We start from the raw sequence: 13,755 nt of genomic DNA, 5'->3' as shown, positions 1-13,755 counted from the left end.
AAAACGGCAACAGTGCGGTGCGCATTGTTGCCGTTTTTGCGTCGAATCGCCGGATGGGTTTTTCAGGCCGTGAGCACTTGTCCGGGCGGGACGGTGGGATCGAGCACCAGCAGGCGCACCGGCTGGTCGCCGTTGTGTGTGGCGTGGGCGAGGGCGGCTTCGAGTGGCGCCGCGAGCCGGGCGTCGGCCACCACGATCAGCGTCGGCCGGCGCGGCAGCCAGCGGGAAAGGGCGGCGAGCCGGGGCGCGTCGGCGGTGCCGAGCCAGGCGTCGTCCCACGGTTCGTCGGCGCGGCGGGGCAGGCACCACGCCAGCGGACGCAGCTGCACACCGATGCGGTAGAGGATGCCGCCCAGCCGGCTGCGCTCGTCCAGCTGGTGATAGCCGGCGAGGCGGTAGCCGAAGTGGCGTACGGCGGTGGCTTCGCTGGCGGCAACGCGGGCGATGGCAAGCGGCACCGGCACCTTCGGGCGAGCCCACGGCAGCAGCGTCGCGCCGTTGCCGGCGCCCTGGGCAGCCCAGTCGGCGAGCTGGCGCGTGAGGGCCGGGTTGTCGCGGCGGTCGGCGGCGCCGTCGATGGGCGCCAGCGCGGTGTCGTCGTAGCGCTGGCGCAGGCGGGGCAGGCGCGGCGCCAGGGCCAGCGCCGCGGCCGCGGCGAGGATGGTGCTCAGCACGCGAAGCGGCTCCGCAGTTCGCCCAGGTTGAGCTCGTCGAGGATCGCCTCAAGGCGTTCCATGGCGTTCTTGCGGGGCTGGCCGGTACGCTTGGCGATGATCAGCTCGTTCTTCATGGAGTGCTCCCAGCCGACGAGCTCGGTCACCGTGAGCTGGTAGCCGTGGGCTTCGAGCTGCAGGCAGCGCAGCACGTTGGTGAGCTGGCTGCCGAATTCGCGGGTGTGGATAGGGTGCCGCCAGATCTCGGACAGCGGCGTCTTGCCGAAGCTGGCGTTCTTGTTCTTGCGCAGCACGCTGGCGACTTCGGCCTGGCAGCAGGGCACCAGCACCACGAACTTGGCCTCTTTGGCGAGGGCGAACTGGATCGCGTCGTCGGTGGCGGTGTTGCAGGCGTGGAGCGCGGTCACCACGTCGATGCGCTCGGGCAGGAGGCTGGAGCGGGTGGATTCCTCGACCGACAGATCGAGGAACTGCATCCGCGGGAAATCCAGTTTTTCGGCGAGCTCGCGGGAGCGCTCGACCAGCTCGCGGCGGGTTTCGATGCCGTACACGGTGCCCGCGTCCCGCGCCTTGAGGAACAGGTCGTAGAGGATGAAGCCCAGGTAGGACTTGCCGGCGCCGTGGTCGGCGAGGGTGAGTTCGCCGCCAGCGGCGATCACTTCGTCGAGAAGCGGCTCGATGAACTGGTAGAGGTGATAGACCTGCTTGAGCTTGCGCCGGCTGTCCTGGTTGAGCTGGCCGTCGCGGGTGAGGATGTGGAGCTCCTTGAGCAGCTCGATCGACTGGCCTTCACGGATCTCCGGGTGCTGGGCGGGCTTGGCGGGGGCCGGCGCGGCGCCCGGGCCGGGGCTGCGCTTAGCCATTGCGCTTGGTGTGGGCCATGCCCAGCGCCATCCAGCCGGCGATGCCCATCTTGCTGAGGGTTTCCATGTTGCGCTCGTAGATCATCTCGGCGTCGGGGAAGGCCTCGACGGCCTTGTCGAGGCTGGCCTCGCGGATCAGGTGCAGCGTGGGGTAGGGTGCGCGGTTGGTGTAGTTGGTGATGTCGTCGGGCTCGGTGCCCTCGAACTGGAACTGGGGGTGGAAGCTGGCGATCTGGATCACGCCTTCGAGCTCGTGCTCGGTCACGGCTTCGTCGGCGATCTGGTGCACGTCGTTGAAGTCGAGGAAGTCGGCGAACAGCGTAGGGTGGATCAGCAGCGTGGTGTCGGTGACTTCGGGATCGACCTCGGCCAGGTGATCGAGCTCGCGGTCGAGATCCTCGAGGAAAGCGTCGATGTGGCGGGCGCTGCTCACCACGATGCGCACCTGATTCTTCACGTAGACCGACTTGGCAAACGGGCACAGGTTGAGGCCGATGACGGCCTTTTCGATCCAGTCGCGGGTTTCAGCAATGACTTGTTCGTGGTCCATGGGGTGCTTTCGGGCAGAGTTTCCTTCGAGGGTCGCCATTTTGCCCTGATAATGACGGGTTTTCATTGATTCAACGCACGCCCATGGCTATCCAGTGGTTTCCCGGACACATGACTTCCGCCCGCAAGAAGGCGGCGGAGAGCATGGAACGCATCGACGTGGTCATCGAGGTGCTCGATGCGCGCCTGCCCGAGGCGAGCAGCAACCCGATGATCCGCGAGCTGCGCGTCCATCGTCAGCGGCCCTGCCTGAAGATTCTGAACAAGGCCGACCTGGCCGATCCGGACGTCACCGCCCGCTGGCTGGCGTACTACAACGCCCAGAAGGGCGTGACGGCGGTGGCGCTGTCGTGCAAGAAGCCCGGCGACGTGGCCAAGGTGGTGGGCCTGTGCCGGCCGCTGGCGCCTCACCGCAACGATCGGCTCAAGCCGCTGCGGATGATGATCATGGGCATCCCCAACGTGGGCAAGTCCACGCTGATGAACGCCCTGCTCAAGAAAAAGGTGGCCAAGGTGGGGGACGAGCCGGCTGTCACCAAGAGCCAGCAGGCGCTGGATCTGTCGCCCACCGCGTCGCTGATCGACACGCCGGGGATGATGTGGCCGAAGATCGAGTTCGACTCGGACGGCTACATGCTGGCGGCGAGCCACGCCATCGGCCGCAACGCGGTGATCGACGAAGCGGTGGCCAACTTCCTGGGCGACGTGCTGCTGGCCCGCTACCCGGCGCTGGTGGCGGCGCGCTACAAGATTCCGGTGGACGGGCTGGACGGCCCGGGGCTGGTGGAAGCCATCGCCCGTCGCCGCGGCTGCCTGCTCAAGGGCGGCGGGCTGGACATCGAGAAGGCCTCGCTGATCCTGCTGCAGGACTACCGCGACGGCGCCATCGGCCGGGTGAGCCTGGAATCGCCGGAAACCCGCAAGCTGATGCTGGAAGCCCACGCCGAGGCGATGGCCGCGAAGGCGGCGGCCAAGGCGGCTGGCGAGGTGGATGATGCGGAGCCGGACGACGTCACATCATGAGACGAGGGCAGCGAGCGAGGCATCGATGCGGTGGCTTCGCTCTTGATCCTCGCGCGGTACGGTCAGAGAATCCGCATGTACTGAAGCGCCTGCCGGAGTTCGGTTTCAAGGCTTTGGAAGCTAGGCAGCTCTCGCAGGCGCTGCAACGAAACTTGTTCTCCAAGAGCATTCAACATAGGTGAAACGCCCTGTTTCCTTCGGCGGCCGGAGGGCTTCGTCGCAAGAAATGCGTCGTCAAGAGTTCGTTTCGGATCTGATGCTGCCTCAGCTGCTGCGGCGGCGAGGGGCAAGCCCAGATCCCCGGCGGTCTGCGTGGTACCAAATACTTCACGGACGGCGTCTGTATCAAACATCGCCCAAGCCTCTGTCTCGCGGATCGGTATTACTGCGACACCTGCATGAGCCTCACCAAAGGTTTGGTGCAGAAGTGCAATTGCGGGCTCCGTACGCTCCGCTCTAACTTTTGCAGGCGCCGTTTCACCGTCCGAATGTACGAAAAGGACTTGCCAAGCGCCACGAGCTGCTTCTGCTGCGCCGAGGATGCGAACATCACGGGACGCATTTTTAAGCTGTGGCGGATCGTCGAGTTCGAGCACTGCGCTGAACTCAACCGGTTGCCGAGATTCCCTTGCGCAGATATCTTCGCAAAGGCGTTGTAAGAGAGGGCGAAGAAAGTAGTAGTCCGTCGGGCCCTCGGCATAGAGAGCGAGTCCGAGATAATGCATCTTCACCCCTCACCACTGACGGTCTCGAGAACCCGCTTGACCTCTAGATCAGAGACAAAACCTTGAGGCACTGCATCGTCAGAAAACAGGTCGCCTTGATCTCCTTTTCGTTTCATTCCCTGTTGTTTTGGTCTTACGGGCCGTAACCGGGTCTTTCGTCGTATTTCCTGTCGTTGCGGATCGCTCACCGTGGCTGTGTCAGCGAACAGAATCGCGCCGCCGATGGGAGCGTTGTCTTCGTCAATCAGTGACGACAGCACTACAGGTGAATGGCTGTTGAGGAGAAGCTGACTGAGGGGGACTACACCGTCGTCTGCCGAATATTCTTGTGGGCTAGTCACCATATCCTGCAGGCGCCGGACAAGCTGCCTAATGCGTCCAGGATGCACTCCATTCTCCGGCTCTTCGAAACAGATGAGGCCTCGATGCCGCGGGTCATGGAGTAGGGTTAATAGAGCGAGGACACGTAGTGTTCCGTCGGAAACTACGCGGGACGTGAACGGGAGCCCATCGCGCATCGCGAGTTCGATGCGATATTCCCGACTGGTCGAGTCGAGTTCTGCATCTAGGCTGGAAATGCCCGGGATAAGATGATTTAGTTCAACGGCAATGTCGTTCAAGACACCTCTCGGCCGCTGATGGGTGGCTGTCTCTAGTTTCAATTGTGCCAATACAGCGGCGAGGTTGGCTCCGTCTGCGTCAAGTGTGTCCGCTGCGGTTGCTGGCACTGGCTTGCGTAGCAGAGCAGGGTCCAGTTGTAGCAGCCGCCAGTGGCGCATCTCTTCACGAAGGGCAAACAGGTGGGGAAACTCGCCGTTTGTAATGCTGGACAGGACGGTGGCTTCAGCGGCGCTGGCGGGCCGATTACGACCTTGCTTGCCGTCCTGATGAACACTGAAGGCCATTCCTTCCGGCAGTTCTTCGGTAGTTAGCCAAGGTTTGGATCGGAGGTACTTGAGGTAATTGCTGCGAAACGATTTCGAGGGCGACATGGCGTCTGCCCAGCGGTCGTCCTTGCGTAAGATCGGCTCTACTGATTCCTGTGCGATCTGGATGCGTTCAATACCCGGTCGGATATGACGACGCTCAAGAGTGACTTGGTAACGGATACGTGTGTGCGTCAGACGGACTTCGCTGCCCCAAGGGTCTCGGGCACTTGGATCAATAAGTACTTCAGCCGCCATCCTGATCTGCTTGCAGCGACCGCTAGGAGTCAGGCGGAAGAGCTCCAGTGGCTCGCCTCGCATTTCTTTCATGGCTTCTGAGACGTCCTTAGTTGCCAGCAGCGAAAGCAGGCGGATCGCATCGAAGAGATTGCTCTTTCCTGCGGCGTTCGTGCCGAGGACTACCGTGAAAGGCAGCAGATCGATGGCGAGATTCTCGAAGGTCTTGAACCCATCGATCTCTAGTCGGGTCAGCATTGTCACAATCCTTTCTTTGGTGCCTAGGCTCCTGCACGGAGTCCTGATTGGGTCTTTTGGTGCTGCGTCATCATGGATGCAGAGGGTCGGAAGGATACCGCAGCTTGTCGGGGGCGGCTGCGGCTGACCTCGTACTCCAAGTGCCATGGCGGCCTTGGAGGTTCGATCATTCTGATTCTGGTTGCTGTCGATGAGTATGCCGATGCGAGGCGCACGTCTGCCTTATTGCGCCCCATCAAAGATTATCGATGACGTTGGGAATGAGGACTTACTCACACCCGCATCAGCAGGATCTTGAGGGGCGGCTTGCCGTCCGGGCTGGGGAAATCTTCTTCCGGGGTGATCCACTCCATCGCGCGGATCGGCCGGCCGGCCTTGGCGGCGCTGCGGGTGAGCTGCTCGGCCCAGGCGTCGCGGTCCACCTGCGCCACGTTGTTGCAGCAGATCAGCGTGCCGCCGGGCTTGGTGCACAGCAGCGCCGGCTTGAAGAGGGCGGGGTAATCGTTGATGAGATCGACCACGCCGAAGGCGCTCTTGGCGTAGCGGGGCGGGTCGAGGAAGACCACGTCGAACTGGTGGGGCGCGAGCTCGGGGAAGGGCGGCAGGCGCTTGCCGCGGACCATCTTCGGCTGGCCGATGCCGGCGAGCTGGCGCAGGGCGGCGAAGGCGTCGCTCTTCACGAAGCGCACGCGGATCGGCAGGTCGTTGAGGCGGGCGTTGTCCTTGCCCACGGCGAGGCTGGATTCGGCGAAATCCACATTCACCACATGGCTCGCGCCGGCCTTGGCGGCGGCCACGCCCACGCCGCAGGTGTAGGCGAACACGTTGAGCACCGACTTGCCGGCGGCTTCCGCCATCACCCGGCGGCGGGCGGCGCGCAGGTCGAGGAACAGCCACGGGTCCTGCCCGGCGTGGCGGGCCTGGACCCAATATTTGACGCCCAGCTCAGAGAACTCCCGGCGCGTCTCGGCCTCCAGCTGGCGCTCGGGCGGCAGCGGGTTGGCGATGCGCGAGTTGGCGTGGCTGCGGTCGTTGTAGAACAGGTCGAGGCCGGGGAAGGCGTCGGCGTAGAAGGCTTCGAGGGCTTCGAGCGCAGCCGGCGAGAGCGGATCGTGGAAGCTCTGGACGAGGATGATGCTGCCGTAGCGATCGACAGTGAGGCCGGGGTGGCCTTCGACGGTGCCGTGGAAGAGCCGGAAGGCGTCGGTGTGATCCGAGGCCAGGCGGGCGAGGAGATCGCGCCGGGCTTCGAGGGCGCGGGCGAGGGCTGCGGTGAGGTTGGCGGGCATCAGGTGGCTGGGTGAGGGTCAGAGGCCGAAGAATTCTCGGATTTTCTTGCGCAGGACGGCGACTTCGGACGAAGGGGGCAATTCTGCGCCGGGCTTGTCCTTGGCGTAGCCTTTTTCGAGATCGTCGAAGCGGGACAGGCGCCGGTTGAGGATGGTGGAGATGCCTTCGGCGAGCTCGGGGCGGGCGCGGATGATGTGCTCGAAGCCGGCCTTGTCGAGGCGGTAGGCCTCGATGTCGGAGATGGCGATGACGGTGGAGCGGCGCGGGGCGCCGGTCATCAGGCCGAGCTCGCCGAACACGCTGCCGGGGCCGCGGGTGTCGATCAGGCGCTGGGGGCCGCCGTCCGGTGGTTGCCACCAGGCTTCGGCTTCGCCGCTGGCGATGATGTACAGCCAGTGGGCAATCGCGCCCTGGCGGAACAGGGTGTCGCCCTTGGCAAAGGGCGCGGCGATGAGGCGGTGGGCGAGCTCGCGCTTCTCGTCGTCGGACAGGCGGGCAAAAAGATCGATGCGCGAGATGGCGCCAACCCGGCGTTCGAGCTCGCGGGCGCGGACTTCCTCCCGGTGGGCCTTGTTCTCCTCGACCAGGTGGATGGTCTGGTCGGCCACTGCGAGGCGGATGCCCTCGCGCTGGAGCGCGGCGAGGATGTGGCGGCGCACTTCGGAGTCGGTGGCCTCGTCGGGGCCCGGATCGAGCAGCCAGTAGCGCAGCTGGTAACGGGCGAAACCGGGGCCGAAATCCATCAGCAGGCACAGGGGCGCGGGTTCAAGGCTGACGTTGGTGATGCGGGCGGTCTCGATGTCATGGAGCACGGCTGCAGTCACCCGCGCAGGGGCTACCGACAGATCAACGTTGAAGCCGACGATCCGGCGCTGCAGCGGCACGCCCTGGCGCTTGTTGCAGATCACCGCATAGCGGTTCTTCATCAGGTGGCTGTTGGGGATGACGACCCGCTCGCCGTCACGGGTGAGGATGGCGGTGTAGCGCCACTGGATGTCGGTGACCTTGCCGGAGATGTCGTTGATCTCGATCCAGTCGCCGATCTCGAGGGAGTTGTCCATCTGCAGCGCGAGGCCGCCCAGCAGGTTGCCGAGGGTGTCCTGCATGGAGATGGCGACCACTGCGGTGAGCACCGCCGAGGTGGCGAACAGGTGGCTGAACTCGACCCCGCCCAGGCTGAGCCGCAGGAAACCCCACAGCACGTACGTGATGATGACCAGGATGTCGGCGAGGATGCCGGCCACCTGCACGCGCATGCGCGGCATCACCACGTTGAAGAAGGCCAGGCCCAGGTAACGGATCACCGCCAGGCCTTCGCCAAACACGGCCATCTCGCGCAGCCAGTGGACCATGCCCTGGGGCAGGTGGCCTTCGAGCAGGCCGGCCGCCAGATCGCCCAGCAGACAGGTGAGGAAGAACACGCCGGTGTTCACCAGCGAGCGGCGCCAGGCGTGGAGGGGCTTGAAAATCAGCACCCCGATCACGAGCATCAGCAGGATGGCGAAGGGGGCTTCGGGGCTGAGATAGGCGATGGGCATCGGATTGGGCGAGGCGGCTCCGGCGGGCAGATGAGCAGGTATACGGATCGCGCCGGCCCGCATGTAGGGGCCGGCGCGAAACGTGGAGCAGCGGGCGCGTCAGAGGGCCGCGCTGAGGCGGGCGGCCATGGCGTCGAGATCGGCGCGGTTGGGCGCGACGGCGGGCCAGAAGGGCAGCAGGTGGTCGTCGTTGAAGCGCGGCAGGACGTGGATGTGGAAGTGGAAGACGGTCTGGCCGCCGGCCACTTCGTTGGCCTGGAAGAGGGTGACGCCATCGCAGCCGGTGACGGCCTTGACCGCCTTGGCGACCTTGGCCGTGGCCTGGAAGACGGCGGCGGAGAGGGTGTCGTCCAGCTCGAAGATGTCCTTGCGGTGGGGCTTGACGATCACCAGCGCGTGGCCGGGGTGGGCCGCCATGATGTTCATGAAGGACATCGTGTGCTCGTCTTCGTGGATCTTGGATGCAGGCAGTTCGCCTCTCACGATGCGGCAGAAGATGCAGTCGTCCATGGGTGTTGTCTCCGTTGTCGTTGTTATGGTGATTGGACTCTAGGCCGCGGAATCCCGTTCGGCGAGGGCGCGGGCGAGGTTGCGTTCGGTCTGCCAGCTGCGCCGTTCGGGATCGGCGTTGGCGTAGCGGTGGCTTTCGTCCGGTGAGAGGGACCGGAAGCTCTCGACGGTGCGCTGGAGCAGGTCGTGGTGGGGCAGCATGGTGCCGAAGAACAGCACGGTGTCGCGGCGCTGGATGAGCACGGTGGGGAAGTTCTCCACGTCGTAGTCGTCCAGCAGGTCGGCTTCGTCTTCCACGTCGAGCCACAGGAAGCGGGCGTCGGGGAAGCGTTCGGCGAGGGCGTGGAAGCCGTCGCGGTAGTCGCGGCAGGTGCCGCACCAGGCGGCGCACAGGCAGGCGACGAGGAGTTCCGGCGATTGGTTCATGGCGCGGCGGGTGGCTCAGGGGTGTCGGCTTGATCGGGGGCGGCCGGGGTTTCCAGCGCGACCCATTTTATCCACTGGCCGCAGGCGTTGCGCGGGCCGCGGCGGGAGGTGTTGTGCCACGGGCCGTCCTGGCACAGGCCGCGGTCGTTGTCCTCGTCGTAGTCGACGGTGTCGGGCTCAATGCCGGGCCGGCGTTCGCCGCCCCAGCGGTTGCACGACAGGCAGCGGCGGCGGTCGATGTGCTGGCTGGCCACGGACGGATCAGGGCTTGGGGCCCTCGACCGCCTTGAGCGGTGCGCGCAGGGCGTCGAAACGGGCCGGGGCGACGTACTGCAGCAGCTCGCGGCCCTTGGTGTCGAGCACCACGTCGAGCCCGCGGGTGGGGTAGAGCAGGTGCTCCACGTGGTCGTTCACGCGGATGCGTTCGGCGGGCTGGCCGAAGCGTTCGAGGATCACCGCCTCGTCGAGCTGGGCCGACGGGATGAAGGCGAGCCCGCGGATCGGCGCGGCCAGCGCGGCGGCCAGGTCGGCCTCGGCGAGGGTCGCCTTGCGGGTGGTGCTCTGCATGTATTCCGTTTTGGGGGCGCGTTCGCGCATGGCGTCGATGGTGGCAGCGGGCAGGTCGGCGGTGACGATCAGCTTGCCCGCCACGAAGCCGGCGGTGACGCTCTCGTAGTAGCCCTCCACGTTGCCGGCCTCGTTGGGCTCGGCGACGATCGCCAGCTGCATTTCGGGGCCGAAGTGCTTGCGGGCGTCGGCGAGGGTGCTGCGCCCGAGGGTGAGGTCGAAGACCCGGGATTCGCCGCTGGACAGGGTTTCGATCTGCCAGGGCAGGCCGCGGCTGGGCACGGCGCTACCCGAGTGGTGGGTGAAGGTCCACACGGCGGGGCCAACGATCGCTGCGAGGGCCAGCAGGATGAGGGAGATGGCGAGTTTCATGGGGTCTCAGTGGGGGGCGTGGAAGCCGTCGGGCACCTTGGCGTGGAACTGCACGGGCACCGCCGGCATGTCGAGCACCGACTTGCGGATGCGGCCGACCACATGCATCTCGCAGCGCTTGCAGTCGAAGCGCAGGGTGAGCTTTTCCTTGCCGTTGATGAGGGTCATCGGGTCGGGCTTGATGCCCTTCACTTCCTTCGGGCACAGGTTGAAGCTGTAGCGCAGGCAGTGCTTGGTGATCATCAGCGAGGCGTCGTCCAGGTGCTCGTTGGCCTCGTAGGCGGCCTCGATGAGCTGCACGCCGTGGCGGTGGTAGAAATCCCGCGCCTTCTGGTTGAGCACGTTGGCGAGGTAGGAGAGCTCGGTTTCGGGGTATTGCACCGGCGGCTCGACCGGCGCGCGGCGGGGCAGCGGTGCCAGGGCAGCGATGCGGGCGGCTTCGAGCTGTTCGGCGGCGTCGCGGCGCAGGGCGTTGATGGCGCCGGCGGGCAGGAACCAGGCCTCGGTGAGCTGCAGTTCGATGTGGCGCGCGCTGAAGATGGTGGCGCCGAGCTTGCCGAGGCTTTCGCGCAGGCCGGTGATGGCGCGGTCTGCATCCTTGGCGGGCTCCTTGGCGTGGGGCAGGCTGGCGGTGACGCGGATGCCGGTTTCGTCGGTGAGGGTGAGGGCGAAGCCGTCGGGCGTCTCGGCGAAGACCACATCCACGTCGATGCGGCGCTCGGCGGATTTCTTCTCGAGCATCTTCTCGAACTCGTGGTCGCGGTTACGGAAGATACCGGTGCCGGGGAAGAGCTCGGCCGGGATCGCGTCGGCGGAGTGGACGCGGAAATCCTCGCCGATCTTCTCGGCGCGGTTCACGCGCAGGCCGACGAGCTCGCCCTTGCGGTCATAAAACGTGAGGCCGTCGCCGTTGTGGAGTTCGACCGCGCTGGTGGTGTCGAAGTGGCGGCGCTGCTTGCCGTCCAGGCGGATCACGCTGCCCACCGGCTCGCCCACGAACTTGGGCGAATCGAAGGCGCCGATGTCGGCCGTGCGGCCATTGACGAAGTAATCGGTGGCGCCGCGGTTAAACGTTTTGTCGGCCAGGGGCTGGAACAGGAAGGTGCTGCGCCCGGCGGAGGTGCGGCTGTACTCCGGCGAATCCGCCATGATCTCGTCGAGCAGCTGGCGGTAGTGGGCGGTGATGTTCTTGACGTAGGCCATGTCCTTGTAGCGGCCTTCGATCTTGAAGCTGGAAATGCCCGCCTCGGCCAGGGCGCGCAGGTTGGCACTCTGGTTGTTGTCCTTCATGGACAGCAGATGCTGGTTGCTGGCGACGAGGTTGCCGTCCTTGTCCGCAAGGTCGTAGGGCAGACGGCAGGCTTGCGAACATTCGCCCCGGTTGGCGCTGCGGCCGGTGTGGGCGTGGCTGATGTAGCACTGGCCACTGAAGGCCACGCACAGCGCGCCGTGGATGAAGAACTCCAGCGCGCAATCGGTGGCGGCGGCGACCTTCTTGATCTCGGTGAGGGTCATCTCCCGCGCCAGCACGATCTGCGAGAAACCCACGTCCTGCAGGAAGCGGGCTTTCTCGGGGTGACGGATGTCGGTTTGCGTGCTGGCGTGGAGCTGGATCGGCGGCAGGTCGAGCTCCAGCAGGCCCATGTCCTGGACGATCAGCGCGTCGGCGCCGGCTTCGTGCACCTGGCGGATCAGGCGCTCGGCGCTGGCCACTTCCTCGTCGTGGAGGATGGTGTTGCAGGTGACGAACACCCGCGCCCCAAAGCGGTGGGCGTGGCGGGCGAGGCGCTCGATGTCGGCGACGGTGTTCTCGGCGTTGGCGCGGGCCCCGAAGGCCGGGCCGCCGATGTAGATGGCGTCGGCGCCATGATTGACAGCCTCGATGCCGATGTCGGCGTTCTTCGCCGGGGCGAGGAGTTCGAGCTGCTTGCGGGATTGGGTCATGACTTGCTACTCCTGGGGGGCCCGGTGGCGGGCGTGGGCCGCTCAAATGGCAGCTTTTTTCAACCTGCCATTATCGCCCGCCACCGGTGCAGCGTCGAGGTAATCAGCCCTCGGTCAGCCCTTGCTGCGCTTCTCGCGACGCAGCGACAACACCACCGCGCCACCGATCAGCACCGCCACCACCAGCAGCGAGATCGCCACCGGGATCTTCACTACATCCACCAGCAGCATCTTGGCACCGATGAAGACCAGCACCAGCGCCAGGCCATACTTGAGCAGCGAGAAACGGTCGGCCATGCCGGCCATCAGGAAGTACATCGCCCTGAGGCCCAGGATCGCGAACAGGTTGGAGGTGAGCACGATGAACGGGTCGGTGGTGATCGCGAAGATCGCCGGGATCGAATCCACCGCGAAGATCACGTCGGATAGCTCGACCATCACCAGCACCAGAAACAGCGGCGTCACGTAGCGCACCGCCTTGCCGGCTTCCTTGCGGGTGATGAAGAAACTCTCGCCGTGGAGCCGGTCGGTCACCTTCACGTGATTGCGGATCCAGCGGATCAGCGGGTTGTTGGCGAGATCGGGCTCGGCGTCGGCGAACCACCACATCTTGACGCCGGTGACGAGCAGGAAGGCGCCGAACACGTACAGCAGCCAGTGGAACTGGGTGATGAGCCACGCGCCGGCAAAGATCATGATCGTGCGCAGCACGATCGCGCCCAGCACGCCGAAGGTGAGCACGCGCTTCTGCAGTTCCAGCGGAATCGCGAAGAAGCTGAACAGCATCAGCCACACGAAGACGTTATCGACCGCCAGGGATTTCTCGATCAGGTAGCCGGTGAGGAACTCCAGCGCCTTGGTGTTGGCGACATCCCGGCCCACCGTGGAATCCAGCCAGGCCCACAACGCCGCAGCGAAGGCCAGCGTGACGCCGACCCAGATGCCCGACCAGGTGGCCGCCTCCTTGAACGAAACCCGATGCTGACGCCCGCCGCCCACCGCCAGCAGGTCGATGGCCAGCATCACCAGGACAAGGCCGAAGAAGCCCGCCCACATCCACCACGTACCGATTGATTCCATGAAAAACGTCTCCAAGTCCGGATTGCATCCGCCGCTCCGCGCCGCCTGGGGCAGAAAACGGAACGGCCCTTTGTCCAGCGAGGACGAAGGGCCGTTGAATCCTGAGAGGTGACTCTCGCGGGGATGCCTTCGCCATCGCGGCAAAGGTCTTGCTCGCTGCCGTCTGGTGACGACAACCCGGGGCGCCGGAAAGGCAAACCTGCAACCTTTCGTGATGACGACGCCGCGGCGGTAGAGCTACTCCCCCTTGGGACTTCTCAAGATTAGCGGGTGGGTACTGCGCAGGTCAAGGGGAAATGCGTTCTGCCCACGCCGGGCCTCTTGCGCCGGCGCGCGGGGGCGGTTAAGGTCGAAAAGCCCGTAGCGCAAGCATTGACGGGCGTTTCCGCCGAATGAACCCACTCGGTCGCCCCGCCCAATTCCCTGCCGCCACCATGAAATTCTTGCGTGTATTTCTCAATCGCCTCCAGAACCTGCCGGACGCCCACGACACGGTGGTCGTCATCGACGTGCTGCGCTCCTTCACCACCGCCGCGGTGGCGCTCCACCGGGGTGCGACGGCGATTTATCCGGTGGAAGGCGTGTCGGCCGGCATCGTCCTGGCGGGGCAGCTCGATCGGGCGGTGTCGGTGGGGGCGATCGAAGGCATCCCATTACACACATCTCACGCCTCCCCGAACTGCCGTGCATAGCGGGCGCCTTCTACAAAGACGGCGATCTCCTGGAGACCCAGCCAGATGGTTTTGGCGCCTGGCTCGCCGTCGTGCCGGCGG

The 13,755-nt window shown here is 65.4% G+C and carries 16 protein-coding genes; 2 read left to right on the top strand and 14 right to left on the bottom strand.

Annotation, left to right across the window (positions count from 1 at the left end):
* Window positions 1-62 precede the first annotated feature (62 nt).
* The 3 genes from GH681_RS20555 to GH681_RS20545 are packed head-to-tail and all read right to left on the bottom strand — an operon-like array spanning window position 63 to window position 2,087.
* Entirely contained in the window at window positions 63-674 is a 612-nt protein-coding gene (locus GH681_RS20555; RefSeq protein WP_153163420.1) for a hypothetical protein, read from the bottom strand.
* Window positions 668-1,537, bottom strand: a complete 870-nt coding sequence (locus tag GH681_RS20550; RefSeq protein WP_153163419.1) for an SAM-dependent methyltransferase — start codon at window positions 1,535-1,537, stop codon at window positions 668-670. Before GH681_RS20550 ends, GH681_RS20555 begins: the two co-directional genes overlap by 7 nt.
* Window positions 1,530-2,087 carry a DUF1415 domain-containing protein gene (locus tag GH681_RS20545; RefSeq protein ID WP_153163418.1) on the bottom strand — a complete coding sequence of 186 codons (558 nt, stop codon included), beginning with the start codon at window positions 2,085-2,087 and terminating at the stop codon, window positions 1,530-1,532. Before GH681_RS20545 ends, GH681_RS20550 begins: the two co-directional genes overlap by 8 nt.
* Before the next feature lie 83 nt (window positions 2,088-2,170).
* On the opposite strand from GH681_RS20545, the gene ylqF reads away from it, so the two are divergent.
* Window positions 2,171-3,109 (top strand): ribosome biogenesis GTPase YlqF, encoded by a 939-nt coding sequence (ylqF, locus tag GH681_RS20540; protein ID WP_153163417.1) that lies wholly within the window; start codon window positions 2,171-2,173, stop codon window positions 3,107-3,109.
* 62 nt (window positions 3,110-3,171) lie between these two features.
* On the opposite strand, the gene GH681_RS20535 is transcribed toward ylqF, so the two are convergent.
* The 10 genes from GH681_RS20535 to GH681_RS20490 all read right to left on the bottom strand — a co-directional run bounded on the left by GH681_RS20535 (window position 3,172) and on the right by GH681_RS20490 (window position 12,982).
* On the bottom strand, window positions 3,172-3,834 hold the full coding sequence (locus GH681_RS20535) for a DUF4276 family protein (protein ID WP_153163416.1): 663 nt from the start codon (window positions 3,832-3,834) through the stop codon (window positions 3,172-3,174).
* A gap of 2 nt (window positions 3,835-3,836) precedes the next feature.
* Entirely contained in the window at window positions 3,837-5,255 is a 1,419-nt protein-coding gene (locus GH681_RS20530) for an AAA family ATPase (RefSeq protein ID WP_194271301.1), read from the bottom strand.
* A 272-nt stretch (window positions 5,256-5,527) separates the two neighbouring features.
* A complete protein-coding gene (locus GH681_RS20525) occupies window positions 5,528-6,544 on the bottom strand; it encodes a class I SAM-dependent rRNA methyltransferase (protein ID WP_153163414.1) in 1,017 nt (338 codons plus the stop codon).
* Between the two features lie 18 nt (window positions 6,545-6,562).
* A complete protein-coding gene (locus GH681_RS20520) occupies window positions 6,563-8,083 on the bottom strand; it encodes a mechanosensitive ion channel family protein (RefSeq protein WP_194271300.1) in 1,521 nt (506 codons plus the stop codon).
* A 99-nt stretch (window positions 8,084-8,182) separates the two neighbouring features.
* Window positions 8,183-8,593 (bottom strand): HIT family protein, encoded by a 411-nt coding sequence (locus GH681_RS20515; RefSeq protein ID WP_153163412.1) that lies wholly within the window; start codon window positions 8,591-8,593, stop codon window positions 8,183-8,185.
* A gap of 39 nt (window positions 8,594-8,632) precedes the next feature.
* Window positions 8,633-9,019 (bottom strand): thioredoxin family protein, encoded by a 387-nt coding sequence (locus tag GH681_RS20510; RefSeq protein ID WP_153163411.1) that lies wholly within the window; start codon window positions 9,017-9,019, stop codon window positions 8,633-8,635.
* A complete protein-coding gene (locus GH681_RS20505) occupies window positions 9,016-9,273 on the bottom strand; it encodes a hypothetical protein (RefSeq protein WP_153163410.1) in 258 nt (85 codons plus the stop codon). Before GH681_RS20505 ends, GH681_RS20510 begins: the two co-directional genes overlap by 4 nt.
* A 7-nt stretch (window positions 9,274-9,280) precedes the next feature.
* Window positions 9,281-9,958, bottom strand: a complete 678-nt coding sequence (locus tag GH681_RS20500; RefSeq protein WP_153163409.1) for a hypothetical protein — start codon at window positions 9,956-9,958, stop codon at window positions 9,281-9,283.
* Between the two features lie 6 nt (window positions 9,959-9,964).
* Window positions 9,965-11,902 carry a U32 family peptidase gene (locus tag GH681_RS20495; protein ID WP_153163408.1) on the bottom strand — a complete coding sequence of 646 codons (1,938 nt, stop codon included), beginning with the start codon at window positions 11,900-11,902 and terminating at the stop codon, window positions 9,965-9,967.
* A gap of 114 nt (window positions 11,903-12,016) precedes the next feature.
* Window positions 12,017-12,982, bottom strand: coding sequence for a TerC family protein (locus GH681_RS20490; RefSeq protein ID WP_153163407.1), 966 nt, complete (start codon window positions 12,980-12,982; stop codon window positions 12,017-12,019).
* A gap of 434 nt (window positions 12,983-13,416) precedes the next feature.
* Between GH681_RS20490 and GH681_RS20485 the strand changes: the two genes are divergently transcribed.
* Window positions 13,417-13,674 (top strand): 2-phosphosulfolactate phosphatase, encoded by a 258-nt coding sequence (locus GH681_RS20485; protein ID WP_153163406.1) that lies wholly within the window; start codon window positions 13,417-13,419, stop codon window positions 13,672-13,674.
* Here GH681_RS20485 and GH681_RS24165 read toward each other — a convergent pair.
* Window positions 13,647-13,715, bottom strand: a complete 69-nt coding sequence (locus GH681_RS24165) for an IS4 family transposase (RefSeq protein WP_368666710.1) — start codon at window positions 13,713-13,715, stop codon at window positions 13,647-13,649. The genes GH681_RS20485 and GH681_RS24165 overlap by 28 nt on opposite strands.
* Between the last annotated feature and the right edge of the window lie 40 nt (window positions 13,716-13,755).

This window comes from Zoogloea sp. 1C4 (genome assembly GCF_009469605.1).
GTDB classification, from domain to species: domain Bacteria; phylum Pseudomonadota; class Gammaproteobacteria; order Burkholderiales; family Rhodocyclaceae; genus Zoogloea; species Zoogloea oryzae.
Note: the sequence above shows the minus strand (reverse complement) of the source record. Positions and strands in the feature narration are given on the sequence as shown.

Excerpts from the sequence above, each read along its gene's own strand:
- GH681_RS20550 (WP_153163419.1), bottom strand. The coding sequence starts at position 1,537 with ATGGCTAAGCGCAGCCCCGGCCCGGGCGCCGCGCCGGCCCCCGCCAAG.
- GH681_RS20545 (WP_153163418.1), bottom strand. The coding sequence starts at position 2,087 with ATGGACCACGAACAAGTCATTGCTGAAACCCGCGACTGGATCGAAAAG.
- ylqF (WP_153163417.1), top strand. The coding sequence starts at position 2,171 with ATGGCTATCCAGTGGTTTCCCGGACACATGACTTCCGCCCGCAAGAAG.
- GH681_RS20535 (WP_153163416.1), bottom strand. The coding sequence starts at position 3,834 with ATGCATTATCTCGGACTCGCTCTCTATGCCGAGGGCCCGACGGACTAC.
- GH681_RS20530 (WP_194271301.1), bottom strand. The coding sequence starts at position 5,255 with ATGCTGACCCGACTAGAGATCGATGGGTTCAAGACCTTCGAGAATCTC.
- GH681_RS20525 (WP_153163414.1), bottom strand. The coding sequence starts at position 6,544 with ATGCCCGCCAACCTCACCGCAGCCCTCGCCCGCGCCCTCGAAGCCCGG.
- GH681_RS20520 (WP_194271300.1), bottom strand. The coding sequence starts at position 8,083 with ATGCCCATCGCCTATCTCAGCCCCGAAGCCCCCTTCGCCATCCTGCTG.
- GH681_RS20515 (WP_153163412.1), bottom strand. The coding sequence starts at position 8,593 with ATGGACGACTGCATCTTCTGCCGCATCGTGAGAGGCGAACTGCCTGCA.
- GH681_RS20510 (WP_153163411.1), bottom strand. The coding sequence starts at position 9,019 with ATGAACCAATCGCCGGAACTCCTCGTCGCCTGCCTGTGCGCCGCCTGG.
- GH681_RS20500 (WP_153163409.1), bottom strand. The coding sequence starts at position 9,958 with ATGAAACTCGCCATCTCCCTCATCCTGCTGGCCCTCGCAGCGATCGTT.
- GH681_RS20495 (WP_153163408.1), bottom strand. The coding sequence starts at position 11,902 with ATGACCCAATCCCGCAAGCAGCTCGAACTCCTCGCCCCGGCGAAGAAC.
- GH681_RS20490 (WP_153163407.1), bottom strand. The coding sequence starts at position 12,982 with ATGGAATCAATCGGTACGTGGTGGATGTGGGCGGGCTTCTTCGGCCTT.
- GH681_RS20485 (WP_153163406.1), top strand. The coding sequence starts at position 13,417 with ATGAAATTCTTGCGTGTATTTCTCAATCGCCTCCAGAACCTGCCGGAC.